Raw genomic sequence first — 23,889 nt, forward strand, 5'->3', positions numbered from 1 at the left:
AACATGATCTTCCGGTCGCTGATGACCTCCCACAACCCGAACCTGGCGATCTACAACGCCGATGCCGCCAATTCGCTGCCCGCGATTCTCGCCGAGGCATTGATCTACACCAGGCCCGGCATCCTGGAGTTGCTGCCCGCGCTGCCCGACCAGTTCGCCAAGGGCACGATCACCGGCGTGCGCGGCCGCAACCGCATTCGGATCGCGTCACTCACCTGGGACCTCGGTGCCCGGACCGTCACCGCCACCGTCACCTCCGACATCACCCAGACCGTAACGCTCATCTGCCGGCGCGGGATCACCTCCGTCACCACCGGCGCGGGCGTCGCCACCTCGCCGTTGGGCAGCCACGCCCGCCAGGTGTCACTCACCGCGGGTACGACAACCCAGATCACCGTCGGCCTGGGCACCGGCGGCCCGGCCACCGGCGTCGTCCGCCTGGTCAACCGCAACAGCGGCAAGGTGCTGGACGTCTCCGGCGGCTCCACCGCCGACGGCGCCGCCATCGTCCAGTGGCCCTGGAGCGGCGGAACCAACCAGCAGTGGCAGATGTCGCAGAACTCCGACGGCTCGGTCCGGCTGTCCGGTGCCGGCAGCGGCAAGGTCCTCACCAGCCCGAACGCCAACCAGGGCACCGCCCTCGTCCAGACGACCGACAACAACGGCGCGAACCAGCGATGGAAACTCGTCCCCGCGGCCACAAGCGGCTACTACCGGCTGGTCAACGTCGGCAACGGATTGTGCGCGGACGTCGAAGCCGGCTCCACAGCCGACGGCGCCCGAGTCATCCAATGGGCCACCAACAGCGGCGCCAACCAAGAATGGCAGATCGTCGCCATGTGACACGGGGACCCAGCACCGTTCCGTCGCACCGCCCCGCTAGGGCTTGCTGTGACCGGAAAGGTCTGCCGGGTTGAGTGATCACGCGGCGAGTCATCCGCCGGGTGTGCTCCATCGGCCAGAAGAGGTTGTTGTGGAAGAACCCGTCGCCGCAGTAGCCGGCCTGCTCCGCGATCTCGGGGCTGCGGATCGAGCCGTGCCAGACGAACGGCGGCACGCCGTCGAGCGGGCGCGGGGCCGAGGTGAACGACTGAAGGGGCGTGCGGAACCTGCCCTGCCAGTCGACCACGTCTTCGCGCCACAGCCGGCGCAGCAGCGCGTAGTTCTCCACCGCGAGCGCGATGCCGTCGCGGACGTCCTTGCCGAACCACGGGTACACCGGGCCGGTGTTGCCCCGGCCCATCATCAGGTCGACCCGGCCGTCCGCCAGGTGCTGAAGTGTCGCGTAGTCCTCGGTGATCTTCACCGGGTCGTTCGTGGTGATCAGCGTCGTCGACGTCGACAGCAGGATCCTGCTGGTCCGTGCCGCGATGTACCCGAGGATCGTGGTGGGCGAGGACGGCACGAACGGCGGATTGTGGTGCTCGCCCATCGCGAAGACGTCGAGGCCGGCCTCCTCCGCCTTGAGCGCCGTCTCGATCATCCGCTTGATGCGCTCGTGCTCGGTGGGCGCGCCCGGTCGCGGGGTCGGGGGCGATGTCGCCGACCGTGAAAATGCCGAACTGCATGATGATCACTCAGCCCGTGAACTCGTCGCGCACCACATCGAGGCTCCACGTATCGGTCATCGGGACCAGTTCCCCTGAGTCATCCGCGACCGGTCGTTCCGGTCACGTTCCCCATCGAAGCGCCGCGGCATTGACGGCTCCTGCACATCTCATTCATGCGCCGTACACGCCCGCCGCGTTGTCGTCGGCGGCGCATCCGGACAGGCGGCGAGAGGGTCCGATTTCTCGAAGGGCCTGAAATTTTCATGCGGTCACCCTGGTGCCGTCTCGCCGAGCACGGCCCCCATCCCGCTGTCCGGCCTGTCACGGACGTCGAGGTCCCGCCCTCGAGGCCCGTGCTCACCACTCATTGACATTCGCGGTGCGCTGCTCTTATCGTCAATCGAATCGGTTCGAACGTTGCATGACTGAACGCAGACGTTCCCGGAATGGCGCTCAGGCCGGCCATCGATGAATTCATCGAGAAACGCCGGAAGGGCCGAATTCCACAGGGGACGTCGCCGCCTCTCCACTTGCCCGTCTGTCCTTCGAAGCCTCATCAATGTTGTTAACGCTAACAACGCCCTCGGCTCCTCTCAGACATCCAGGAGACTCCGTGTCGCCTACACCGATCAGCCGCCGTCAGCTGCTCCAGGCCGCTGGCGTCGCGGTCGTCGCCTCGGCCGCCGCCCCAACCCTCGGCGCGTCCGCCGCCAAGGCCGCGGTAGCCCCGGTCAGAGCCGACATCGGCGTGTCGGCGTACCCGTTCGACCTCGGTCAAGTACGGCTGACCAGCGGTCGATGGCTGGACAACCAGAACCGGACCCTGGCCTACCTGCGTTTCATCGACGCCGACCGGATGCTGCACACCTTCCGGCTCAACGCCGGTCTTCCCAGCACGGCTCAGCCCGCCGGGGGCTGGGAGGCCCCGAGCGTGGAACTGCGCGGGCACTCGATGGGCCATCTGCTGTCGGCGCTGGCGCAAGCGTACGCGGTAACCGGCGACTCGGCGTTCAAGACCAAGGGCGACTACCTGATCAGCGTGCTGGCGGCCTGCCAAAGGGCCGCGCCGAACCGCGGTTACCGCGCCGGCTACCTGTCGGCGTTCCCCGAGAGCTTCATCAACCGGGTGGAGAGCGGTCAGCCGGTCTGGGCGCCCTGGTACACCCTTCACAAGATCCTGGCGGGTCTGCTCGACCAGTACCGGCTCGTCGGCAACGCCGAAGCCCTCACCGTGGCCACGAACATGGCCGACTGGGTGAACTGGCGTACCGGCCGGCTGAGCTACGCCCAGATGCAGTCGATGCTGAACAACGAGTTCGGCGGCATGAACGCCACGATGGCCGACCTGTACCAGCAGACCGGCGACGCGCGGTGGCTGACGGCGGCGCAGCGTTTCGACCACGCCGTGGTCTTCGACCCTCTGGCGGCCAACCAGAACCGGCTCAACGGCCTGCACGCCAACACCCAGATCCCCAAGTGGATCGGCGCGGCGCGGGAGTACAAGGCGACCGGCACCACCCGCTATCGGGACATCGCCACCAACGCCTGGAACATCACCGTCAACGCGCACACGTACGCGATCGGCGGCAACAGTGAGGCCGAATACTTCCGGGCCCCCAACGCGATCGCCGCCTACCTCGCCGTCGAGACCTGCGAGAGCTGCAACACCTACAACATGCTCAAGCTCACCCGCGAGCTGTTCGCGCTGTACCCGGACCGGGCCGACCTGTTCGACTACTACGAGCGTGCGCTGATCAACCAGATGATCGGCCAGCAGAACCCGAACGACGCCCATGGCCACGTCGTCTACTTCACCCCGCTCAACCCCGGCGCACGGCGTGGTGTCGGCGGCCGCAACCCCGGCTACAGCACCGACTACAACTCGTTCTGGTGCTGCCAGGGCACGGGCCTTGAGACGCAGACCAAGCTCATGGACTCCATCTACTTCTACAACGGGAACACGCTGACCGTGAACCTGTTCGCGCCGTCGGTGCTGAACTGGACCCAGCGCGGGATCACGATCACCCAGACGACGTCGTTTCCCGCGAGTGACACCACTACCTTGCAGGTCACCGGCAACGTTGGCGACTCGTGGACGATGCGGATCCGCATCCCCTCCTGGACCACCGGCGCCACGATCAGCGTCAACGGCGCGCAGCAGAGCGTGGACACCACCCCGGGCACGTACGCCACCCTCACCCGCTCGTGGACCTCAGGCGACACCGTCACGGTCCGCCTGCCCATGCGCGTGGTCATGAAGGCGGCCAACGACAACGCCAACGTCGCGGCGATCACCTACGGTCCGGTCGTACTGTCGGGCAACTACGGCAACACCTCACTGTCGGCGCTGCCGGCCCTGAACACCTCGTCGATCACCCGGACCAGCACCACCGCGCTCACCTTCACCGCCACCGCCAACAACGCGACGGTCAACCTGATCCCCTTCTACGACGCCCACGGGCACAACTACACCGTCTACTGGAACACCGGCGGCGCGGCGTCGAGCTACCGGCTGGTCAACGCGGCCAGCGGCCTGGTCCTCGGCATCCAGAACATGTCCACCGCCGACGGCGGCCTGGCGCTGCAGTGGACCGACAACGGCACCGCGGACCACAACTGGGTGATGATCACCGACGGCAGCAACGTGCGGTTCCGCAACGTCAACAGCGGCAAGGTGCTGGGCGTGGAGAACATGTCCACCTCCGACAACGCCCGCGTCCTGCAGTGGTCCGACAACGGCACCGCCGACCACCGGTGGACCCTGGTCGCCGTCGGCGACGGAACCTATAAGATCCGCAACGTCAACAGCGGCAAGCTGCTCGCCATCGCCAACAACTCCACCGCCAACGGCGCCCAAGCCGTCCAGGACTCCGACAACGGAACCGCCGACAACCGGTGGCGCTTGGTGGCCAACAGCTAGTGCTGTGACCGGAAACGATCACCGGGATGGGCGGTCGTCAGGCCACGACTGAGGCTGGTCGGCCGCCCCAGCGAATGCCCTTCGCTACGAACTCGGGCGCGTTCTTGGCGTTGGGCGGCCAAGAGGGCGAGGTGGCGGGCGTTGGCGTTGCGCCAGCGCAGGTAGGCGTGCAGGAGCCGGGTCTGCGCCGTGTGGTCGGGATGGTCGGAGTTGGCGATGGTGAACTGCTGTAACGGGCCGAAGTGCGCCTCGATCGGGTTGGCCCAGGAGGCGTAGGTCGGGGTGTAACACAGCTCGACCTTGTTCTTCTTCGCCCAGGCCCGGATGCGCCAGCTCTTGTGCGCCGACAGGTTGTCGGGAATCACGTAGATCGGGCCGCCGTCGGAGCGGGCGGCCTGGATGGAGCGCAGTGCGGCCCAGGTGTTGTCGATGCCCTTGCGGCGCCGGTTGACGCCCCACAGCAGGTCGTCGCCGACGGAGTAGCAGCCGTGGAAGTAGGTGATCCCGTGGGTGCGGTGGTAGGTGGCCGGCAGCCGATCGGGCCGCCCCTTCTGCGCCCATCCGGACCCGTGTGCAGGGCGGATGCCCAGCGGGCTGAACTCATCGAAGGCAAAGATCCGCTCCGGCCGCTGGGTCAGCGCGTATTCGATTTGGTCGAGCTTGGCCTCAAAGTCGGGGTCGGGGGACTCCTTCCAGGTCTTGGTGCGCTGGAAGGTGATCCCCGGCGGGCCAGCAGAGCGCGTAACGCCTCCCGGCCGATGCCGATCGTCCGGTCGGGAAGAGCTTGCAGGTAGGCGGCGAGTTTGCGGACCGACCAGCGGGTGAAAGGCTGCCCGAGCCGGGCCGGGCGGGTGGTGGCCATCTGGACAACGAAGGCTTCCTCGTCGTCACTGAGCAGGCGGGGACGGCCTCCCGCCCACCGAGGGTCCAGGCAGGCCAACCCGATCTCGTTGAACCGGTGAATCACATCGCGGACGGTGTCTTCATCCGCGGCGGGCAGGCGGGCGATGACCGGGACGGTGTTGCCTCCCGCGGAGGCCAGCAGCATCATCGCCCGCCGATACCACACCGAGCTGGTGCTGCCCCGGCGGACGATTTGCTGGAGTTTCTGGCCTTCGGGGTCAGTCAGCCTGCGTACCCTGACCGGTTCTGCCACCGCGCCTCCCGGGCCGTTGGGATGTGATCTACCCATCCAATAGGCACCGCCGACTACGCGCGAACCCGGTGATCGTTTCCGGTCACAGCACTAGGCGGCGGGGCAGAGCGCGGGCACACGACGGTGCGAGACGCTCGGAAATGCTGCGAAAGGATGAGGGGCTAAAGTGCAGGTCAGCGGCCCACTTGTGACATCGGTGCTGGTCTCAGCGGCCGTTCACCGAGAAGTGCTGGTAGTCATCAGTTCGTGACACAGGCGATCCATCGGCAGGGGCCCACATAGGGTGTCACCGTGCAACGGCTCGCGCTCTTCGACTTGGACAACACGCTCGTAAACCTGGACGAGGCGTTTCGGGTGTGGGCTGCGGAGTTCGCCGACGGGTACGGCCTCGGACGCGAGGCGGTTGACTGGCTGATCGCTCTCAACCAGGCGGGTTATCCGCATCGTGAGGTCTTCTTCGGCAAGGTCCGCGAGCACTTCGCCCTCTCCGAGTCGGTCGGGGAGTTGTGGGGCCGCTATCGCAGGCACATGCCGTGTCTGGTGCGCTGCCGGCCCGAGGTCATGGATGGACTGGCGCGGCTGCGTGCGTCCGGGTGGAAGGTGGCCATCGTCACCAATGGGACGGCGGACAACCAACTCGGCAAGATCCAGCGGACGGGACTGGCAGAGGCCGTCGACGCCTACGCGCTCTCCGGACTTGAAGGCATCCGCAAGCCCGATGTCGGCCTGTTCGAGATCGCCGCCAAGCGGTGTGGCATGACTCTGGCCGATGGGGGATGGATGATCGGTGACCATCTGGTCGCCGACATCGGCGGGGGACGGGCCGCCGGCCTCTGGACCGTCTGGATCGACCGGGGAACGTGGCTGGACCAGGAGCACGAGGCGGACCACGTCGTCACGGATGTGCTTCAAGCGATGGAGATCCTGCACGTGGTTCAGTGACCGATTCGGAGGCGAGAAGACGCGATCGTCGATCTTGCTAACGACAGCTCTGGACGGCCGTGGACCGAGGAATCTCGTGGAACCCGCCTGACTAGGCTCGAATGACAGCTGTGGACGGTCCTGGACAGTCGTGATCTAACTCGTAATGAAGAGGTCTAGGATTCGAATAGGTAGGCCGTGAGGGCTTCTCCGCTCTACTTCGCACGTACGGTTACCGCTGCTCGCGGCGCGTGAAAGATCAAGCGCAGTATGAAGGTGTCGAGGGTGAACATGTCGGTGCCGTCCCAGTCGAACAGCTCGACCTGTCCCGGTGGAGCATCAGGGTGGGTGGCCACGCAGTCATGGCCCTCCTGGTCCTCGTGCCACTCGACGAGGCGGACGTCCTCGAACCGGAAGACCACGACGGGCGTCTTCGACAATTCGGGTGGAGTCCACTGCGGGTCGTAGACGAACTCCAGCTCCAACGTCGGCGGCCTGTCGGCCTTATAGGTCAGACGCGTGAAGTCGGTGTCGTGAAGGTAGACGTGGGCCCCTTTCTCGGTCCAGAACTCGTACAGCCCTCCCATGGACGTGATGCCACGATCCTTGTCCTTGGTCACGCCGGCGAACTCGGTCACTGACATGAGGACATGCTCCTACAGATCGAAACGATCTCGCAGAGGCCAGCGGAGCGGTGACAGCAGCGCTGACAGCAACGTCCCCACACACGGACTCACTTCGACCACCGTCCACCACCCTCTGACCACGGTCTCCGCTACCCGACCAGGGTGATTGGTCCGTCTGAAAAGCGGACGGTCGTGCTGATCGCTCAGAAAGTCTTCTCCGCCTGAAGGGACGTCGTAGGCGGTCGACTGTTCTTCAGCTCGGTCAGGTTCTCCTCAGTGAGTGCAAGCTCGAAGACGTTACCTGCTTGCCGCGGATCCCATCCGTGAGGGAGCGTATGGCTGTGATTACTGTGAGTTGGGAGCGACTCCACACAGGTAGACCGACTGTTCCAGCAGTTCCGGCGTCACCTTGACCCCAGTCAGGTACTCGGCCATCGCGAAGAACGACTCACTGCTGTGTGCGGTGTCGAATTCGACCTGCCGTGCGATCTCGGTGAATTCCTCGTCCCATTTGGTGAAGGAGTCGATGTCGGAAAAACTTGGCTCCAAGGCTAGACGTTCCTGGCCGTCTTCCATCCATAGGAAGTCTTCCTGCCCGTTGACATTGCGGAAATGGGATACCAGTCGGGTGCCCGCCGACAACCGTTCGGCGATGCTGGGGAGAACGCCCATGAAGCCGTTGGGTTCGACGATGAACGCCCAGTCACCGATGATTGTGATTCCGAAGAAGTGGCTATACCCGGAGCCGGACCTACCAAGGTCGGAAACCCCTGCCTGGATCAGCTCCTTGAGTCCCATGGGCGGAAAGCCTTCGGCCCCGGTCCTGGCCAGAACTTGCTCAGGTGTCAGCCCGCGAACGAGGGTGAAACAGTATGCCTCCCGAAGATCGGTGTACTCGTCGTAGATGAACCGGCCAAAGGCGAACCAGGCGTAGTCAGCGGCAGTCGCAATCATGCCGACATGCTGCCAGTCGAGCATGACAAAAAGCGGTCACTTGTGGGCGCGTCGGGCGCGAGCGCGGCCTGATTCGTAGCGTCCATGGCAAGGGAACCTTTGTACAGCAGCCGAAAGCACCTGCTGACCAGGACCAAGACTGAGTGTCGCTGTACTGAGCGAGAAAGCCGAGCGTTACATCGGCTCGGAGATCATGAGGCCGGTCTGGGCGATGAACCCGGCCAGGAGCTTGGGCTGGTACTGCATGTGGTTGAGCCGGTGCTTGATCAGAGCGGTGAGCTCGTCAATGCTGCGGACGGCGAAATTGAGCATGGCGATGCGCAGGTTGGACCAGATGCCCTCGGCCGGGTTGAGGTCGGGCGCGTACGGCGGTAATCGATAGACCACCAACCAGTCGGCCTGAGCGCTGATCCACGCGCGCATCTGCGCGCTGACGTGCTCGGGCAGGCTGTCCCACACCAGCGAGACCGGACCGCCCAACTGGGCATGGGCCGCATGCAGCAAAGCCTTGAAGTCGGCCGCGACGAACCCTTTCCGCTCACCTCGGCGCTGGTGGTAAGTGATCGTGCGGTAGATCAGCCGAACGCGATGACCTGGCTTGATGCAGATCAGAGCAGCGATCGAGACGCGGCCCCGGTCACCATAGGAGACCTCCAGCACCGGGGTCTGGCCTTTGCGGGCCCAGGTCCTTCCTCGGGGCGGTCTCAGGCTCTGGCCGGATTCGTCGGCGAAGACCAGCCACGATCCCCAAGCCGCCCAGGTGCTTTTATCGCCGGCCACACCATCCTCGTCCACTCGGTGACCCGCGCCTCGTCACGCCGGGCGGCTCGATGTGCCGGCACCTGAAACGACCAGCCCAGCCGCCTCAGCAGATACACCACCCCACGGGCGGTGTAGGACACGTGAAACGTCTCCGCGATCAGTGTGGCGATCCGTGGCGCCGTCCAGCGCTGGTCACTCCACCCATAGACGGCGGCTCCCTGCTCCAAGGCCGTCTCCAGGTGCATCAGCTGCTCATCGGTCAACTTGCAGCCATTACCGGTGGCTCCCTTGGAGGCCAGCGCGGCCTTGCCGCCGGCCCGCCATGCCCGATGCCACTCATAGGCCGACTTACGCGTCACGCCCAGCAACTGGGCCACCCGCGGCGGCTTAATGTTCCCGGCGAACATGTCCGCCGCCCGCAACCGCAGTTCCTGCCGCTGTTCCCGGACCCGCGCAGACAGCCCTCCGCTTCTGTCTGAATACCTCATACATCCAGGCTGTCACCCGCGAAAATGATCCCGATCAACGGGGCACAAGCTTGTCACGCCTACGTTTCTTGATCAGTACAGCAACTCATACAGCAACCCCGTCTCACACCATCACCCGCCACCGGACTGTATCTACCACCTGAGCAGGGCCAGACGCGGTCGCCGAGGCATCTGCCCTTCCCCACGGATCTGGTGGTCAGGTGTCGTACGAGCCGTCCCAAGGTTCGTAGAAGCCAATGGTGTTCGGGTAGAGCTCGGCGTGTTCGACGCCTTCGAAGGTCTCGATGACGAGGCCGAACAGCACTCCATCGACTTTGTGCCGGAAGGGGCGGATGGCGATGTCGCCGAAGCGGAGGCCGGGGAGCGCGCTGAGCCACTCATTCAACCGGTCGCGTGCGATGGTGACGGCGGCCCAGTGATTATCATCGGTCCCGGTGCGCTCGATGCGGGAGTCAAGGTGGTGGCCGGCGGCGTCGAAGGTGTGCAGGACGGCGTGCCAGCGTTTGTGCTCCTGCCAGTCGTCGGTATGCGTGTAACCCTCGGGGAAGGCGGCGACGACGGAGCCGAGGAACTGACCGCCCTCCCAATGGCCGATGTCGCCGGTGTGATACTCAGGTTCGTAGGCGATGGGGATGATCTCGGGCACTGTCATGGGCGCGAGAGTAGCGATCGGGTCCGACAGAGCCTCTGCGCTGTGCGTGATCTTGCTAACGGAAGTGCTAACACCATCCCTGGACGCGAGTGGACATCTACAGAAGACGGTCAAGCATAAGGCGGGTCTGAGCAGGGTTTTCTGACACCTGTGGACGTCGGTGGACGTTCTCGAACTGGCTACGGATCAGAAGGTTGGGGTTTCGAGTACCTCCGGCCGCACAGCAGGTCAAAGGCCCTCCGGGATGATCCCGGAGGGCCTTTTTCTTATCCCTGCAGCAGCGAAATACAGCGACGGGGTCTGACGGCCGCCACTGATCAAGCGTCCTGGGTCTGCTCCGCGCGAGAGGCGTCCGTCGCAGGGGAGGGTGAAGCACGTGACCGAGATCCGCGTCCTCTCGTTCGCGGCTTGGCGGGGAGGCCACTACATCGGCCTGGCGGAGGTCCTTGCTTCCCTCGGTACCTTGATCGAGGGCCATCGTTGGCAATTGATCATCGACTGGCTCGTCTCTCCGGAGACTGAAGCGATCACCGAGGCCACGGCGAACTCACTGGTGACCACGAGTCGTCTCATCGACCTGTTCAGCGGGGAGGGCCAGCTCATCGATGGAGAGCTGGTGGGCCATGGCGACAGTCCATCGGTGCCGGAGGTGAGTATCCGGGCCTTCGACAGCGGCTACTGGGATGTGCAGACAGGAAGCCCCGAGCTGTTGAAGAAGATCGTTTCGCTCTATCCCGACGCTCACGAACTTCCCGAGTGGTGAGTTCGCGAGATTCACCACGAAAGCCTCCCAAGAGCACCCTGGAAGGCTTTCTTCGGTCGGTCCGTGCGGGCGATCGCATCTAGCGGTCGCTTTCCGCCGCCAAAAAGGTGGAAGGTCGCAGGTGTCACCTGGTATCGCCCTCAGAACCGAAGCCTCACCAGAGGAGGGTCGCCCGGACGTGAACCAAGCGTCGGTCCACCTCGGGGTTGCGCCCGCGGAGGTGGTGTACGAGTTTTCCCAGGTGGCGGGCGCGCGCACGCGCCGGTCAACGGTGCTGCGCGCGGCTGTCCGCGAGATCCGGTCAGGAGGGGATGAACTTGGCCAGGAGGTCGGCGAGCTTGCTGAGCGAATCGGCGAAGTCGGCGACCGGGCGGAGGCGGTCGCGGAGGCGACGGAACGCGTCGGCGATGCGGCCCGTGTCCCGCTCCGCGGCCGGGCGGGCGGCCTCGCTGAGGATCTCCTCCGCGTCGCGGCCTGCCCGTTCGGGGTGGTCGATCTCGCCGGAACGGGCCGCGACGTGCGCCATCAGATCGGTGAGCAGCGCCTGCAGCCTCACCAGGTCCGGGTCGGTGGCCTGGCCGCCCGCCGTGACGTGCTGCGTGAAATGGGAGCCGTCGCCGCCGAACTGGCTGCCGGTGAATGTTCCGCTGTAGGTGTACTTGTCCTTGTCGGTCATGCGCCCCCTTCGGCCCGCTGCGTGTTGACGTTCTGGACGAACTGGGAACCGGGCCCGCCGAATTGCGCTCCCGGATAGTTGCCGTTGTACTCGTAGTGGGTGGTGCTGGAGATCGAGACCGCGGTGGCCTGCCGCCGGTACGCGGTGGTGTCCACGCCCCGGTTCTCCAGGAAGTCGAGCACGGCCGAGGTCAGCCGCTCCTCGACGAGCTTGGTGTACTTGAAGGTGTCCAGTTCTTGGATGAGGGTGTCCGTCTGCTCGGCCGCGCCCAGCTCGCGCAGACTCAGCCGAGCGCCGTAGTCGTAGGCGGTGTACGCCCGCGGGTCGTCCACGCCGATGCTGTGCCGGAACGCCTGCCAGGCCATGCGCAGCAGCCGCAGCGGAGCTGCGGCGATGTCGCGGAACAGGTACAGCCAGCGCCCGCGCAGCGCGTGGTACGCCAGGAGCGCGGGCGAGGAGAGCGGTAGCTCGTCCACCGAGCGGTATGTCCTGGCCGCGGGCGGCAGCACCGTGACGATGAACTCGGTGTGAAGCATGCGGCCTCCGACCGCGAGGTGGACGAACGCGGTGACCGCGGTGCCGCGGTCCTCGGCCGGGATGACGGTGCGGCCCGCCGGGTCGAGCACGGCCGGCCCTTCCGAGTTGATGTCCAGCCGCTGGTAGTGCCGCGCGCCCGCCTGCGGGCTGCGGATCACCGCGGCGACGACCGGGTCCGGCAGGCTCGTCCACGGGCGCAGCTGCTCGGGGCCGACCAGCGGATGCAGCGCCGGGCCGGCGCCGTTCCAGCCGTGCAGCTGGTTGAACCGGCCGGTGGCGACGATCTGGTCCCGGATGTGCAGGTTGATGATGCCCGCCGGGTGGGACTGCGCACTCATCTGCGCCAGCCGTTCCCGGACGAACAGGTGTAGTTCCAGGGGGTCGATCTCGACCAGCGGCCGCACCGGCCCGGAGCCGTCCCGCGCGCCCGTCGTCCGGTCCATCTCGACGGCGATGGTCCAGGCCCGGGCCACGTCGCCGGCCCCGAGAAACGGGTTCCGACCGGAGTAGAGCGTGACGTTCCCGTGCTGCGCCGCGCCGATCCACTGCAGCCGCTGCTCCACCTCCTCGTCGGACACCGGACCGTGCGGCGGCCGCGCCCCCGGGCGCAGATGATGTGCGATGACGCGGTAGACGGCGATCCGGTAGCCGACCGCCACGCCGAGGGACGCGAGCACCACGATCAGCAACTGCACCTGCGGTTCGGCGACGGTCCCCAGGACGGCGGAAAAGATGAGGAGGGCCGCGACCGCGAGGTTCGCCGGTACCGCCACGAGTGCCGAGAGAACCAGCCAGGCGATGAACCTGTACGGCAGGGGGAGCCCGCGTAGGGGCCTCACGGTGAGAAGGGCGAGCGGGAACACCGTGGCGAGCCACAGGATCGTGCCTTGGGTGAGGAAAACGAGGCCGCCGACGAAAACGAAGGTCAGCACGACCTCACGCGCGATCAGGAACGATCGCGCGCGCAGGCAGTGCCGCAGCACCGGGACCACGTCGAAACCACCGTGCGAGGGCGCGACGCCGCGGTGCCGGTTCCGGATGAGCTCGCGCAGCGCCGTCTCACGGAACGACGGATCCAGGTACGCCGCGACCGACATGTACCGGGTCGCGTCCCGCATGGCGGCGCCGAAAGGGAACTGCGGGGTGGCCGAATGGTCGACAGCTGGCGGAGGCTCTGGAGGACCGGTGTGCATGCCTGGTTCCTCTCGGGGGAGAGATCAGCCCGGCCCACGTTAGACGTTCCGTCATTGAATGGCTACTAGAAAGTGATATTTAGGCATGTGGTCCCGGTGGCGGCAGTGAGGCGGCTGATGGCTGGCCAGTTCACCGCCACGGTGACCGAGGTGGGCAACATCAGCCCCGGTTCGCTCTCGCGGGTGGTCAACAACACCGCCGAATGGTTCCAGTGCGACATCAAGCGTGTGGGCTCGCTCCAGTTCGGTCGCAAGTGGGCCGTCGCCTCCGATCTCACCAAGCGCGTGATCTTCACGCGAGACGACTCCACCGTCATCCTGAAAGATCCACCGTCATCCTGAAAGACCTGGTCGGCAAGGGTGATCCCGTAGGCCGGAGCCTCCGCTCACCTTCCGGGCGACCATCGGACCAGAACTCGATGCCGTCATCGCCAAAGCCACGGTGACGTGGTGGCTGACGACCGATATGGGCGGCAGGATCACCCTCCACTGACCCGCGGCAACCACCTGAGCAGGGCGGAGCGGCGCTGATGAGGCATCTGCCTTTCCTCGCGGATCAGAAAGCCGGGGTTTCGAGCACTTCCGGCCGCACACATGCAAGAAGGCCCCTGGGCAGGCGTTACGCCTCCAAGGGCCTTTTCGTCGTGTTGCTCAGCCGGCCCCTTCGGTGTCGGTGGGAGCCGGCCTGGGAGCCGAAGGCTCGTGCCTGCCCGGCAGAGCTCCCGGATCAGAGGCCACGGCCGGCCATGCACGAAGTCGTCGGCGCTGCTGGCTGTTTCAGGTTCCTGCGAGGCCGTGAAGGTGTGCAGATGCGGTCCGGCCGTCATATGGCCCGCGTGCGAAGGGCGGCGAGGCGTCAGTACATGGACATCCCGCCGTTGACCGCGGCCGTGGTGCCGGTCATGAAGGCGTTGTCCTCGCCGGCGTAGAAGGCGACCGCCTGGGCGACGTCGCCGGGGCTTGCCAGGCGGCCCAGGGGAGTGGCGGCCACCTGCTGCTGCCTGTGCTCCTCGCCGAGCGCATTCACTATGCGGGTGTCCTCCACCGGGCCGGCCTCGACGATGTTGACCGTGATGCCTGTCGGCCCCAGTTCCTGGGCAACATATCGGGCGAACTGCACCAGTGCGGCCTTGGCCGTACCCAGTGCGATCAGGCCCTCCCGGGGCTGGCGACTGAGGCCGGTACTGATATAGATGACGCGTCCCCAGCCCTGTCCGGTCATCGCGGGCAGGACGGCTTTGGTGACCGCGAACGCCGCACGCATCTCGCCGTCGAGCTTGCCGCCCAGCTCGTCCCACGACATGTCCTGGAACGGCTTGATCGCGAACGGGATGAGTGCGTTGTGCACGAGCACGTCGATGCCGCCCCATGTCGCCTGGACCTGCTCGACCATGCTCTCGACCGCCGCTGCCTCACGCACGTCGGCCTGCACGGCCATGGCCTGGCCACCCGCGGCCTCGATGCCTGCCACGACCTCGTCAGCCGCCGCGACGCTGCGGAGGTAGTTGACCACCACACGCATCCCCCGCGCGGCCAGAAGGCGCGCGGTGGCAGCCCCGATCCCGCTGCTGGCCCCTGTCACCAACGCCACCCTGCCGGTCGCCCCGGTCATGGGCCCCACCTCCTGCTCATCATCGCGGGCCATCGACATGATCACCCGGAACCGTTCGAATACCTCACGAGGCGTCGACAAGGGTCATCGGCTCAGACGCCCACCGAACCGCCAAAGCCGGAGGCGGCGCCGGTCTCGCGTACCTGCGCGTGAGAGCGTCTCGAAAATCACAGAACGCTACCATCGACGTTAACCTAAAGTGATCAGTCGTACTCTTACCGTTACGAGGCGACGATAGCTTAACACTGTTCGTGATCTTGTTTTCTGTGCTGGTTGATGCGGCCCATCGCTCCTCACGCCGGCCCTGGCGCCTGTCGGCAGGGAGATCGACAGGGAGTGGACGGACAGGGCTCACATCCGCCATGTGATCCGCGATCGGCGTAACGGCTGAGAGGACGGCGTCCCGCCTCAGCGAAAAGCCCCTGGACGGGCATGCCGTCTCAGGGGCTTCAGCGTCCTGGTTTGATGCGCCGTCTGGCCCTGGTGTACTCGGACCCGGTCGGTTCCGGCGACGGCGACCTGCTATCGGAAGGGGGCTACTCCATGTCCCGCTACGGGTGCTTCGCCGAAGCCGTGCTCGACGACGCCGATGCCCTCACCGGGTACTTCCTCGGCCACTCGCACGGCGGCTTCGTCGCCCTCCAGCTATTGCCCGACGACGAGCGGTCTACGTGGCCGCTACGGATGGGCTCACACGCGACTCCCCAGCGCCGAAGCCGCAGCCCTGATCGCCGGCCATGAGATGCCCGAGGGTATGAGGTCTTCATCCCTCGGGCGATCACTCACCGCACTGATCTATACCAAACCGTCGTCAAGGATTCACGAGAGTCGTCCTAGTCGACACTCTTCGCGGCGCGGCGGATCAGGTTGGCCACAGCCTCGGGCTGAGAGACCAGCACGGCGTGCGAGGCCCCCTTGACCTCCACCGTGTGCGCGTGGGCGCGCTTGGACATGAAGCGCTGCGCCGCCGGCGGAATGTTCTTGTCGCCGGTCGGGATCAGAGTCCAGGAGGCGATGTCCTTCCAGGCCGGGGCCTCGGACGGGGCGTTGAGCGCCGCGGCGGTGATGGGCCGCTGCGTGGCGGCCATCACCGCCGCGTCCCGGCTGGGGACGTCCTGGGCGAACTGCCGGTGGAACTTGGCCTGCTGGACGTACAGGTCGGTGCCGCCGCCGGGCAGCGGGACCTCCTGCAGGGTCGGGCCAAGCGTGCTGCCGGGGTACTTGCCCGCGAGGTCCGCGGCGCTTTCGCCGGTGTCCGGCAGGAACCCGGCGATGTAGACCAGGGCCTTGACGTTGGCGTTGTCCCGGGCGGCGTTGGTGATGACCGCGCCGCCGTAGGAGTGCCCGGCCAGCACGATCGGGCCCTTGATGCTCTTGAGCAGCGCCGCGGTGTAGGCGGCGTCGCCGGCTAGGTCGCGCAGCGGGTTGGCCGGGGCGATGACGGTGTAGCCATGGCGCTGGAGATCGCGGGCCACCCCGGTCCAGCTGGAGGCGTCGGCGAACGCGCCGTGCACCAGCACGATGGTCGGCTTGGCTTCGCTCGTCGTCGCGGCGGATGCGGCCGGGGCGGCGGCGGTGAGGGACGCGGTGGCCAGCGCGAGGCCGAGCAGGGCGGTCAGGGCGCGGGGACGGGCGGTGAAACGGAACATGGGGTCCTTTCTCAGGTGGTGATCGGTTCGAATCGAGAAGAGCGTACACGATTCCATCGTGCACGATTTAATCGGAGGCACTTCTTAGTGGCCTACACTTTTCCCATGGCATCCAATGCACCCCCTCCCGCCGCAGCCGCCCCGATGGAGCCGGCCGCCGAGCCCGGGCCACTGTCTGAGCTGCTCTGCTTTGACCTGTACGCGGCCTCGCGCAGCGTCACCGCGGTCTACCGGCCGCTGCTGGAACCGCTGGGGCTGACCTACCCGCAGTATCTGGTGCTGGTCGTGTTGTGGCGGCACGACCGGCGCGCGGTCTGCGACCTGGTCGCGGAGCTGCGGCTGGACTACAACACCGTCTCGCCGCTGCTGAAGCGGCTGGAGGCCCGCGGCCTACTGCGCCGGCAGCGCCGGGCCGAAGACGAACGCTCGGTGGAGGTCACGTTGACCGCCGCCGGGCGCGCCCTGCAGACGCAGGCCGCCCACATTCCCGACGTCCTCGACCAGGCCCTGGGTCTCGACGGCGCCACCCTCACCCGGCTGCAGAGCCTCCTGCGCTACATCGTGACCTCCACCGTCGGCCACACCGCCCGAAACACGCCGCGCTGACCGGCCCGCTCGCCCTCGGTCACCCCGGCGTCGGCCCTTGCCTGCGGACCAGAAGGCCGGGGTTTCGAGTACCTCCGGCCGCACACATGCAAGAAGGCCCCTGAGCAGGCGTCGCGCGGCACATCTGGTCGCGGGAGTCGCCGACCGGTCCACCCTGTACCAGACCTACCGGCGCCGGTCACGATCCACCGGCGACCCCTCGCACGGGTAGGGAGGCAACTGGTCGCCGGGCCGTTGAACACGAAGCTGATCTTTGTGTCGCGGCAGGCGCTAAGCTACCCCGATCCCCCGTAAACCGACTGGAAAGCCGTCCGATGCGCGCAGTGTGGTTCTTCTGGTCGGCGGCGGTCACGCTGTCGCTGTGGGAGTTGTTCGCCGACCCCCTGCTCGCCGAGCGGCAGACGGTCGTCTGCATGAGCGGTGTGCCGATGAAGACGCCCCAGCCCCACGCCGCGGCCGTGGCGGCGGAAGTGCTCGGCGCGCTGCTCATCGTGTTCCAGCCCATCCTGCTGGCGCTGGCAGCCCTGTGGGCGCTCCGGTCGCGCGCACGGGCCGACGCCGCTCTGCCGGGACGGACGGCCTCCTTCCGCCCCGCCGCGCTGGGGCTGGCGTTCGCCCTGCTGCCCGTCGCGCTGACCGAGGCCGGGGACCGGCTGTCTCCCGAGCCGCCCCTGTGGTGGCGGGAGTGCCTCGAGGCGCAGCTGGCGCCGCCGTCCCTGTCGGTGCCGCGCATGATCCTGGCCTGGCTGCTCTCTCCCGCCGCCATGGTCCTGCTGGCCGGGATCGCCGGCGCGGGTGTCCGGCCGCGCTTGACCGACCTGCGCAACACGGGGATCGCGGCGACGGCCGTCGTGCTGGCCGTCCTGCTGCCCGGCGCGCTGATCGGCCTGCCCGCCAACGCGGACGGCACCCCGCGTTATGCCTTGATCAGGTCGTTCTTCCCGTACGTGCTCGATCTGGAGTCCGGGGAGCTGATGGACCAGTTGCCCGAGGCGACCCGCGCCTACGGCGACTACGCCTACATCGCCGCCGACACCGAGCCGGGCCACTACGTGGCGGCGATCAGCAACCGGTCGGGCCGTCATTTCCGCCTCTATCGGCTGACCATGAGCGCGGACGGTCGCGTCACCGTAGGCGAGCGGCTCACCCCCTCGATCAGGGGTACGGCCATCGGCCTGGCCTTGTCATCCGAGGGCCGCATCGCCTACGGGCGGTCCACCGATGAGGGGAGGTTCGTGGGCACCCTGGAGCGCGAGTGGCCCGTCAGCGGCTACGGCCTGCAGTGGCTGGACACCCGAAGGCTCGCGCTCCCCGAGCACAGCACTCCGGCGAGCACCCTGGCCACCCTCGACGTGGAGACGGGCGAGGTCAGGAACGTCGCCGCCCCCGCGGAGCACGAGTTCTCCAGGCCGCTCCTGGTACTGCCCGGCGGGCGGCAGGTGCGCGCGCTCGGCTGGCCGACCCGCACGCTCGTCCTGCACGAGGGGACGCGGATGGTCAGGAGGCTCCTCGACCTGGACTGCGGCCACATCGAGTCGCTGAAGCCCGACCCGACCGGCCGCCACCTGCTGGTCGGCGTCGATCGCGAGGCCGAGGAGATGGACAGGTCACCGCTGACGGGACTGCCGCCGTGCGGTGGCGCCGCCTCCCAGTTGCTGCGCATCGACGTCGAATCGGGCACCAGCCGGATCGTTCCCGGCGAGCAGATGCCCTACGTCGAGGCTTGGTGACCCTCGCGCCGAGAGTGGTACGGGTAAGGCTCGCAGAGTCACGGACCATCGCGACGCTCGGCACAAGTGCTTTGGGTAGGGAACCGCGAGGCTCGGTGTTACGGCACCTGACGATGAATGCCGTCGTGTATTCGGGTACCGGCCCATGGCTTCCGATGATCTCCTCATGCCCTCGCCGGCCTTGCCGGTCTCGGGTTCGCCGGTCTTCTCGTCGAGGATGCGCGGGCATCCGACCATGAAAGGGGTCTCGGCTTCGCCGGGAGGGACTCCGGGGCGACGGCGCGGACCCGGAGCCGTTCGGCGAGGGCGTTGTCGTGAGGCAGGCTGATGACGTGAGTGTCCATGTGTCTTCGGACGGTGTCGGAGCCCCGCGGGCACAGGCCGGCCCCAACCCGCAGCACCTGCTGACGACCTTGCTCGGTGAGTACCTCGACTCCTCGGACGCCGATCTTCCGTCGGTGGCGGTGGTCGCGATGCTCGGGGAGTTCGGCATCAGCGAGTCCAGCGCGCGGGCCGCGTTGTCCCGGCTGACCAAGCGTGGCCTGATCGCCGTGCGGGGAACCGCGCGGCCGCCCGTGTACCACCTCACGCCTCAGGCGATCGCCAGGCATCGCTCCCGGATGGATCACTTTCTGAGCTTCGGCGCACGCCCGCCGCGGTGGACCGGCGACTGGGTGACCGTCTCCTTCTCGATCCCCCAGTCCGGCCAGGCCCCCCGGCACGCGGTCCGCAAGGCTCTGGGGTCGCTGGGTTTCGCGCGGCTGTACGACAGCGTGTGGATCCGGCCCGGATCCGGTTCCGGTCCGGTGACTCAGGCGCTGCACGACATCCTGAACGACGTCGACGGCAGCCGATGGTCGGTGATGCACACTCGTTTCGACGAGGAGGCCGGCCCGCACGGTCCGGCCGCCGCCTACGATCTGGCCGGCCTCGCCTCGGCCTACGAGGCTTTCATCGCACGGTACTCGGACCTGCGGGTGGCCGTCCGCAAAGGGGAGGTCGACGCGACCCGGGCGCTGGTGGCCCGGACCTCCGTCATGGATTCCTGGCGGAAGTTCCCCGACATCGACCCGGACCTCCCCGAGCACCTCCTGCCGGCGCCGTGGCCCCGCCAGGCCGCCAGGGACCTCATGCTGGAGATCCATTCCGCTCTCGGCTCGCTCGCCGAGACGCGGCTCATCCGGGTCGCGACACCGTACTGGCCGGACGCCGCGTCCTGGATCACCCACTTCCGGGCATCGGAGAACTCCGTATCGGCCCCGGCCGGCAGGGACGGCTGAAAGAAACTTTCATCCGTTCGGACGAGCGCCCGGCCGCCAGGGTGCGTTTCGTGACGGCTGCGGCGCGTCGGTTTCCCGACCGGCGGCCGCCCACCGCGATCCCACCGGGGCGTCAGGCCGGCCGGGCATCGTGACCTGCGGCTGCAGCCGCCCACACCGGTGCGTCCTCCCGTCGCCGGGCAGGGGGCCGGTGGCGCCGTCCCGAGGGTTCGCGTGATCGGCCGGCCCACGCCCGGAGCCGAATGCGCCTGGAACGTCTCCGGTTCGCGCGCGCACCGCTCGACCGACCGGGTGCACTTTCTTGACACTTTTTATTACCGCAGTGATAGTAACTGCACGCTGATCCCGTCGGCTCGTTCCGCCTGACACGAGCGCGACCTGCCGTCGACGGTCCGCCGTATCGATCTCCGGATTCGGCCGGCGCCGACCGGCCTGGCCGCGGTGGGAGTGGTCGTGCCGCTGCCGGGCTCCGTCGGCGTGCGCCGCGCATGCCACATCGGGCACAGAGCGCTGTCTTGACACCCTTGGAGGGCGAAATGAGAAAACGCTCGATCGTCAGCGCGGCACTGGCGGCCGTGGTCGCCACGGTCGGTGCCGGAATGGTGGCGCTCACCATGACGCCGAGCGCCGCGGCGGCCCTCAACTCGGGTCCCTATCCGGCTGGTTACGAGACCTCGGCCGGCCTGCCCAATCACACCATCTACCGGCCCGAAGCCCTCCCGTCCGAGAAGCTTCCCGTTTTCGTGTGGGGCAACGGAGGCTGCTCCGCCAACGGGACGTCGCAGCTGAACTTCCTGCGTGAGATCGCCTCGCACGGGTTCCTGGCCATCGCCAGCGGCGGCCCGAACGGCTCCGGCTCGACGACGTCCCAGATGCTCACCCAGTCCATCGACTGGGCGGTCGCGGAGAACAGCCGCCAGGGCGGCAAGTACTACGGCAGGCTCGACACCAGCAAGATCGCCGCAGGGGGTTTCTCCTGCGGGGGGCTGGAGGCCTATGCCGTCTCCAACGACCCGCGTATCACCACGACCACCATTTTCAGCAGCGGGTTGTTGAACGACGCCGACGACTACCAGCTCAGGCGGCTGACGAAGCCGATCGCCTACTTCATCGGCGGGCCCAGTGACATCGCCTACCCGAACGCCGTCGACGACTGGGGCAAGCTGCCTGCGGGGCTGCCCGCGTTCATGGGCAATCTGAACGTCGGGCACGGCGGCACCTACGGCCAGCCCAACGGCGGCGAGTTCGGCCGCGTGGCGGTGCTGTACCTCAAGTGGCGGCTGAAGGGCGACACGACGGCCGGCGCCAACTTCGTCGGCTCCAACTGCGGCCTGTGCGGCACCCAGTGGCAGGTCCAGCAGAAGAACCTCACGCTCGACGGCGGTACCCCCTCGCCGACGCCCACCGTCACCCCGACCCCCTCCCCGACGCCGAGCGGGCCCCAGAGCTGCTCGGCGACCTACTCGGTGCAGGACCAGTGGGCCGGCGGGTTCGTCGCCGCCGTCAACGTCACCGCGGGCGGCGCCGCGATCAACGGCTGGAGGGTCGCCCTCACCCTGCCCGGCGGAGCCACGATCACCTCCCTGTGGAACGGCGTCAACTCCGGCACCGGCGGCAGCGTGGCCGTCACCAACCAGAGCTACAACGGGCGGCTGGCGGCCGGGCAGAGCACCAACTTCGGGTTCCAGGGCAACGGAACCGGCGCCGGAGCCACCGTCACCTGCACCGCCGGCTGACCCCGGCCCGCCTGGGCAGGGCCCGCCGGAGGCTGCGGAGTTCAAGGTCACCGATTGTGGTGTGTACGGTGCCGTGGCCGGACACCCGGAGCCCGCCCCCGTACACGCCGGATGATTCCACCGTCGGACGGGCGGCGGCCATGGCGCCGACGGCCTGGTCGAAACCGCCGAGGTCCACGCCGACGGTGTCCGCCACGAAACGGCCTCACGCGTGCCGGCCGGTCTCGGCCGGCCCCGGCCGGCCGGCGGGACGTCCTACGCCCGGACGTTCATGCTGCTCGTGCACCGCGAGGGCTCCTGATCGGATCCCGGAATCCGTATGTCCCGATGTCCCGGTCAGGTTCAAGCCGCGGATCGCGGTCGTGCGCGTCGGCGGGCCCGGGACCCGCGGTCCGGGCTGTTGGCGGAATCACCGCGTAAGAACCGCGTAAGGACCGCCGGAGTCCTCGCCAACGGCGCCGGCGAGGACTCCGGCGCCGAGGCTTCGGCCGCTCTTCGTCGAGCCCTCGAACCGCCGGCCTTCCATCGCGCCCGCCGAGCCCTCGATCGTGAGTCGACGTACTCACAGCTGAGCGTTCGCCGTGCTGAGCGTTCGCCGTGCTGAGCGCTTGCCGTGCTGAGCGTTCGCCGTGCTGAGCGCTTGCCGTGCTGAGCGCTGACGCGCGCCTCGTCGCGAGCCGCTTCGGCCTCGTCTTCTGTGGCGAAGCCGCTCACCCACCCGGGCTTGCCCTCAGCGGTCTCCGGGCCCTCGACGCGGATCACGTACGACCGGGCCCTGCCGCGTCTCGTCACACCGTCGCGAAGCTCGGGCATGTTCCTGCGCCGGCCGGCACCTGCGCGGTCGTGGGCTGCGCGTCTCACCGGCCGTCGGATCGCCTGTCAGATGGCCCGTACGCATGTACGGGGAGCCTGTCGAACAGGCTGACAACAAGATCTTCTTGTGGACGGCGTGAGCGAACCGGAACTGTGGGCTCCGCCGCAGGAATCACTCCCCGGCGTCCTGAACCAGGAGAAACGATGAAGTTGCCCTCATGCGCCACCCTCGTGGCGGCCGCCCTGCTCGCTTCGTTGACCGGGGCGTCCGGGATGTCGGCGGCACGGGCGGCCGACGCCGGGGCCCTTCCGAGCGTGAACATGGAGGCCCTCGTCAAGGCGGCCCAGATCGACCCGCGGCGGTCCGACGACACGCTGACACCGGGCGCCAAGGCCGGCGTGCTCCTCGTCGAGCGGGCGCTGCGCGACCGGCGCCTGCTCGACGCGAAGTGGGTGGACGGTTACTTCGGCACCACCACGGTCACCGCCTACGCGAAGTACCAGAAGTCGCTGGGCCTCACCGGTCTCGCCGCCAACGGCCTGCCGGGCCGGACGTCGCTCACCAGGCTCGGAGCCGGCCGGTTCAAGGTCACCCACATCATCGACCCGGGCACCCGGGTTTCCGTCGGCGGCGGCGTCGTCGACACCCGCACGCGAAGCATGCTGGCCGAGGCGAAGCGGCTGCTCGGCCACGACCTGGTGCTGGATCAGGGTTCGTACAACCCCGGCGGCGACCCCACGTCCGCGGGCACCCACGACGGCGGCGGCGTCGTCGACATCTCGGTCAAGAAGATGAGTTCCGCCACCCGCACCGCGGTCGTCCGCGCGTTGCGACGTGTCGGCTTCGCGGCATGGGTGCGCAGCCCCGGTCAGGGCGACTGGCCGTGGCACATCCACGCCGTCGCCATCAGCGACACCGACCTCTCCAGGCAGGCCCAGAACCAGGTCGGTGACTACTACCTCGGCCTGAACGGGCTCTCCGGCCGTGGCCCGGACGACGGCCCGAAGGTGACCGTCCGCACCTGGGAGGAGTACCGGCGTCGCTGACTCGTCCGGACCCCAGGCCCCGCAGACACAAGCAGACAGAAGCAGACCCAAGGAGAACACCATGAGAACTCTCACCAGGATCCTCGCCGCGGCGACCGCCATGGTGGCGCTCGGCGGGACGACGCTCGCCACCGCGGCGCCCGCCTCGGCGGCCGGTCGCAACGGCGTGTGCGAGAGCGGCGAGTTCTGCTACTACTTCAACAGCAACAACCAGGGGT

General features: G+C 67.6%; 20 protein-coding genes and 2 pseudogenes. 11 read left to right on the plus strand and 11 right to left on the minus strand.

Going from position 1 to position 23,889, the window contains the following annotated elements; translation table 11 throughout:
• The coding region (locus AB0G15_RS40805) for an RICIN domain-containing protein (RefSeq protein WP_362850845.1) at window positions 1–843 on the plus strand (843 nt) is incomplete at its 5' end.
• 91 nt (window positions 844–934) lie between these two features.
• Here the strand turns inward: AB0G15_RS40805 and AB0G15_RS40810 are convergent.
• Window positions 935–1,568, minus strand: a pseudogene (locus AB0G15_RS40810) (LLM class flavin-dependent oxidoreductase); the annotation flags it as partial.
• Window positions 1,569–2,163: 595 nt separating this feature from the next.
• Between AB0G15_RS40810 and AB0G15_RS40815 the strand changes: the two are divergent.
• A complete protein-coding gene (locus AB0G15_RS40815) occupies window positions 2,164–4,470 on the plus strand; it encodes a beta-L-arabinofuranosidase domain-containing protein (RefSeq protein ID WP_362850847.1) in 2,307 nt (768 codons plus the stop codon).
• Between the two features lie 37 nt (window positions 4,471–4,507).
• Here AB0G15_RS40815 and AB0G15_RS40820 read toward each other — a convergent pair.
• Window positions 4,508–5,626, minus strand: a pseudogene (locus AB0G15_RS40820) (IS630 family transposase).
• A 291-nt stretch (window positions 5,627–5,917) separates the two neighbouring features.
• On the opposite strand from AB0G15_RS40820, the gene AB0G15_RS40825 reads away from it, so the two are divergent.
• Window positions 5,918–6,568: an HAD family hydrolase gene (locus AB0G15_RS40825; RefSeq protein ID WP_362850849.1), complete on the plus strand. Its 651-nt coding sequence runs from the start codon at window positions 5,918–5,920 to the stop codon at window positions 6,566–6,568.
• 194 nt (window positions 6,569–6,762) lie between these two features.
• On the opposite strand, the gene AB0G15_RS40830 is transcribed toward AB0G15_RS40825, so the two are convergent.
• From AB0G15_RS40830 to AB0G15_RS40850, 5 genes are all read right to left on the minus strand, one after another.
• A complete protein-coding gene (locus tag AB0G15_RS40830; protein ID WP_362850851.1) occupies window positions 6,763–7,191 on the minus strand; it encodes a hypothetical protein in 429 nt (142 codons plus the stop codon).
• Window positions 7,192–7,518: 327 nt separating this feature from the next.
• Window positions 7,519–8,151, minus strand: a complete 633-nt coding sequence (locus AB0G15_RS40835) for a DUF6461 domain-containing protein (RefSeq protein WP_362850853.1) — start codon at window positions 8,149–8,151, stop codon at window positions 7,519–7,521.
• Between the two features lie 150 nt (window positions 8,152–8,301).
• Window positions 8,302–8,907: an IS630 family transposase gene (locus AB0G15_RS40840; RefSeq protein ID WP_362850855.1), complete on the minus strand. Its 606-nt coding sequence runs from the start codon at window positions 8,905–8,907 to the stop codon at window positions 8,302–8,304.
• Window positions 8,832–9,377 (minus strand): winged helix-turn-helix domain-containing protein, encoded by a 546-nt coding sequence (locus tag AB0G15_RS40845; RefSeq protein WP_362850857.1) that lies wholly within the window; start codon window positions 9,375–9,377, stop codon window positions 8,832–8,834. The genes AB0G15_RS40840 and AB0G15_RS40845 overlap by 76 nt, the downstream gene beginning before the upstream one ends.
• 196 nt (window positions 9,378–9,573) lie before the next feature.
• Window positions 9,574–10,029 (minus strand): hypothetical protein, encoded by a 456-nt coding sequence (locus AB0G15_RS40850; RefSeq protein ID WP_362850859.1) that lies wholly within the window; start codon window positions 10,027–10,029, stop codon window positions 9,574–9,576.
• 376 nt (window positions 10,030–10,405) lie between these two features.
• Here AB0G15_RS40850 and AB0G15_RS40855 point away from each other — a divergent pair, with 376 nt between their 5' ends.
• Window positions 10,406–10,792 carry a hypothetical protein gene (locus AB0G15_RS40855; RefSeq protein WP_362850860.1) on the plus strand — a complete coding sequence of 129 codons (387 nt, stop codon included), beginning with the start codon at window positions 10,406–10,408 and terminating at the stop codon, window positions 10,790–10,792.
• Window positions 10,793–11,093: 301 nt separating this feature from the next.
• Here AB0G15_RS40855 and AB0G15_RS40860 read toward each other — a convergent pair whose 3' ends face one another.
• Window positions 11,094–11,468, minus strand: a complete 375-nt coding sequence (locus tag AB0G15_RS40860) for a hypothetical protein (protein WP_362850861.1) — start codon at window positions 11,466–11,468, stop codon at window positions 11,094–11,096.
• On the minus strand, window positions 11,465–13,123 hold the full coding sequence (locus AB0G15_RS40865; protein ID WP_362850862.1) for a hypothetical protein: 1,659 nt from the start codon (window positions 13,121–13,123) through the stop codon (window positions 11,465–11,467). Before AB0G15_RS40865 ends, AB0G15_RS40860 begins: the two co-directional genes overlap by 4 nt.
• Before the next feature lie 192 nt (window positions 13,124–13,315).
• Between AB0G15_RS40865 and AB0G15_RS40870 the strand changes: the two genes are divergently transcribed.
• Window positions 13,316–13,540: a hypothetical protein gene (locus AB0G15_RS40870; RefSeq protein ID WP_362850863.1), complete on the plus strand. Its 225-nt coding sequence runs from the start codon at window positions 13,316–13,318 to the stop codon at window positions 13,538–13,540.
• A 514-nt stretch (window positions 13,541–14,054) separates the two neighbouring features.
• Here the strand turns inward: AB0G15_RS40870 and AB0G15_RS40875 are convergent.
• Window positions 14,055–14,810: an SDR family oxidoreductase gene (locus AB0G15_RS40875; RefSeq protein ID WP_362850865.1), complete on the minus strand. Its 756-nt coding sequence runs from the start codon at window positions 14,808–14,810 to the stop codon at window positions 14,055–14,057.
• Between the two features lie 465 nt (window positions 14,811–15,275).
• On the opposite strand from AB0G15_RS40875, the gene AB0G15_RS40880 reads away from it, so the two are divergent.
• On the plus strand, window positions 15,276–15,551 hold the full coding sequence (locus tag AB0G15_RS40880) for a hypothetical protein (protein ID WP_362850867.1): 276 nt from the start codon (window positions 15,276–15,278) through the stop codon (window positions 15,549–15,551).
• Between the two features lie 92 nt (window positions 15,552–15,643).
• Here AB0G15_RS40880 and AB0G15_RS40885 read toward each other — a convergent pair whose 3' ends face one another.
• A complete protein-coding gene (locus AB0G15_RS40885) occupies window positions 15,644–16,459 on the minus strand; it encodes an alpha/beta hydrolase (protein ID WP_362850869.1) in 816 nt (271 codons plus the stop codon).
• 105 nt (window positions 16,460–16,564) lie between these two features.
• Between AB0G15_RS40885 and AB0G15_RS40890 the strand changes: the two genes are divergently transcribed.
• The 5 genes from AB0G15_RS40890 to AB0G15_RS40910 all read left to right on the plus strand — a co-directional run bounded on the left by AB0G15_RS40890 (window position 16,565) and on the right by AB0G15_RS40910 (window position 23,671).
• Window positions 16,565–17,065, plus strand: coding sequence for a MarR family transcriptional regulator (locus tag AB0G15_RS40890; RefSeq protein ID WP_362850871.1), 501 nt, complete (start codon window positions 16,565–16,567; stop codon window positions 17,063–17,065).
• 314 nt (window positions 17,066–17,379) lie between these two features.
• Entirely contained in the window at window positions 17,380–18,795 is a 1,416-nt protein-coding gene (locus AB0G15_RS40895) for a hypothetical protein (protein WP_362850873.1), read from the plus strand.
• Window positions 18,796–19,127: 332 nt separating this feature from the next.
• Window positions 19,128–20,075: a PaaX family transcriptional regulator C-terminal domain-containing protein gene (locus AB0G15_RS40900; RefSeq protein ID WP_362850875.1), complete on the plus strand. Its 948-nt coding sequence runs from the start codon at window positions 19,128–19,130 to the stop codon at window positions 20,073–20,075.
• Between the two features lie 536 nt (window positions 20,076–20,611).
• Window positions 20,612–21,811 carry a cellulose binding domain-containing protein gene (locus AB0G15_RS40905; protein WP_362850877.1) on the plus strand — a complete coding sequence of 400 codons (1,200 nt, stop codon included), beginning with the start codon at window positions 20,612–20,614 and terminating at the stop codon, window positions 21,809–21,811.
• 1,017 nt (window positions 21,812–22,828) lie between these two features.
• Window positions 22,829–23,671 (plus strand): peptidoglycan-binding protein, encoded by an 843-nt coding sequence (locus AB0G15_RS40910; protein WP_362850879.1) that lies wholly within the window; start codon window positions 22,829–22,831, stop codon window positions 23,669–23,671.
• Window positions 23,672–23,889 lie beyond the last annotated feature (218 nt).

The organism is Streptosporangium sp. NPDC023825, assembly GCF_040639575.1.
Taxonomy (GTDB): Bacteria; Actinomycetota; Actinomycetes; order Streptosporangiales; family Streptosporangiaceae; genus Streptosporangium.